Genomic DNA, 1,576 nt, shown 5'->3' on the forward strand with positions numbered 1-1,576 from the left:
AGCTGCATTCCCCAAAAGAAAATATCACTCAAAGTCTTAAACGCTAAATCCATCCGCTTATGGCGAAAAAAGCAGAATTGGAAAATGTCCCAGACGTATTGGGACAGTTTAACTCGCTGAAACAGAAACATCCCGACGCGATGCTCCTCTTCCGCAAGGGGGATTTTTACGAGATGTACAAGGAGGATGCGGTCAAGGCCGCCGCCGTACTGGCCATCACGCTGACCAGCAGAGTTCTTCCCGGTGAGAAAGACCCCGTCAAATACACCCTGTTTCCCTATCACGCCTTGGATGTATATCTTCCCAAACTGATACGCTCTGGGCAGAGGGTGGCCATCTGTGACCAGCTCGAAACACCCAAACTGAAAAAGGAAGAGCAAACCAAGCAAAAGACCGGGGAGAAAACCAAGGTAAAAGAAGAAATCATACCCAACAATACCGATATGGCAAAGAAGAAGAAAGAACAGGCCGTGCAGGATAAGCCTGTCCAAACTGACCCCAATGAGGTGAAGGAGAAACCTGCCTGTCAGAAAAATACGGAACAGAAGGCCGCTGCGGAACAGAAACCCGAAGCAAAGGCGGATGCCAATGTGGAACAGCAGGCCGGGGCGAAAAAGGAACGTAAGCCGCGCGAGCCGCAGATGGTGACGGCCGACGGCGGCAAGGTGACCCACGGCCATGCCTACCAGGGCAAGGACAACCTGGAGGATTGGTACTTCACCGCCAAGATTGACGGCCAGCAGCTCAAGCCGCAGAAGATGGATGCCGCCGACCTCGCCGCCTACCAGAAGAAGGAGCTGACCGTGCCGCAGCTGATGGAACGCTACTACCCGACAAAGCTGATGCCGAAAGTGCCGGAGGACACCTACAGATTCCCCCGGCAGATGGAGGGCGCGGAAGGTGCGGTCGCCATCGAAAAGTTCAATGTCTACAAGGAGAAGGACGAGCAGCGTCCCGACTTCGGCAGGTACAAGTTCTATGCCCAAGTGGGTGACGCAAGGATGTCCGCCGTGGCCTCGCGCCAGGACCTGAACGCTTACTTCGACAGGGTGATGACACCCAACCAGCTTATCGAGAAAAACTTCGGCGAACGGCTGCACCTGAAATCCGCCTACGAGAAGTACCGGCTTCCCGAAGGCGTTGACCCTAAGGGGATCCGTGTGGCGAAAGACCATACCGACAACAAGTGGAAGGTGTACGTGGACATGGGCGACAAGGGCAAGACCGCCAAACATGAAATCTCTTTTGACGACGGCTATTCGCTTTTCAAGACCCGTACCGCCACGCGCGAGCAGATTGCCGCCAAGTACCTTACCCCGGAAATCAACGGGTTGCTTTCGGCACAGACCGCCAAGCTGGAAAAATCAAACTCCATGAAAATGTAATGCAGACTATTTAGAATCAGAACCAAACAGTATAAACATCAAAAGAACAGGAATATGTCAACACCAATGAATCACGAGGAGCTGGTTGAACTCCTTCAGGAAGGCAAAATAGGTTATCTCCGCTTCGTGCTGGAGGGCGAGAACGGACAGGACTATCTGGAGTGGTGCCGTGCGCACGGCACAGACCCTTC

The 1,576-nt window shown here is 53.5% G+C and carries 1 protein-coding gene; it reads left to right on the top strand.

Annotated elements, in window-relative coordinates:
* Positions 1–59 precede the first annotated feature (59 nt).
* On the top strand, positions 60–1,385 hold the full coding sequence (locus H6B30_RS15935; protein ID WP_205112231.1) for a MutS N-terminal domain-containing protein: 1,326 nt from the start codon (positions 60–62) through the stop codon (positions 1,383–1,385).
* The last annotated feature ends 191 nt before the right edge of the window (positions 1,386–1,576 follow it).

The sequence above is a fragment of the Marseilla massiliensis genome (assembly GCF_016899955.1).
Lineage (GTDB): Bacteria > Bacteroidota > Bacteroidia > Bacteroidales > Bacteroidaceae > Prevotella > Prevotella intestinigallinarum.